The 504-nt window shown below is 42.5% G+C and carries 1 protein-coding gene; it reads left to right on the top strand.

Annotation, left to right across the window (positions count from 1 at the left end):
- The coding region (locus BTA35_RS18000; protein WP_161489884.1) for a hypothetical protein at positions 1 to 476 on the top strand (476 nt) is incomplete at its 5' end.
- Between the last annotated feature and the right edge of the window lie 28 nt (positions 477 to 504).

Below are 504 nucleotides of genomic sequence, written 5' to 3'. Positions count from 1 at the left end.
GTACTAAAGGCTTTCAAATCACCTCGGACTTTGTCGCTAAGCTTGAAGAATACGGCTTAATCAATAGCACTGAAGCATCAAGGTTATCGCCGCTGATCTCCCCTATGTCACGTTTTAAAGAACAGGGGAATAATAGCGCATTGGATAAAGTCACCCAGTTCATTCAGGATTTCCGTGATGAGCTGAAAAAAGACAAACCCGATAGCAAGCTGATAGATACGCTTGATCGCGCTGAAAAAATTATTGAAAACTTCGATGGCGTTCAATCAACCGCAAGCCAAACCAATATAAAATCGGTGCTTGCTGAACTTAACAGCTTTTATAATTCAGCCGATGCAGAGAGCATAGACGCTGAAGATAAGGATGCCTTGATCCAGCTGGGATTGACCCTGAGAATCGCTGATAGACTAAGCCCAACGGCCATCTCTTCAAGTAAAGTGAATAGCTATTTATCTACGATGTCTCGCTTCTACTAAGACGGACAATTTTAAAGCAGCCTGTATT

Origin of the sequence: Oceanospirillum linum, assembly GCF_001995095.2 — a bacterium.
GTDB lineage: Bacteria > Pseudomonadota > Gammaproteobacteria > Pseudomonadales > Halomonadaceae > Oceanospirillum > Oceanospirillum linum.
This window is presented reverse-complemented; position numbering and strand designations above follow the sequence as displayed.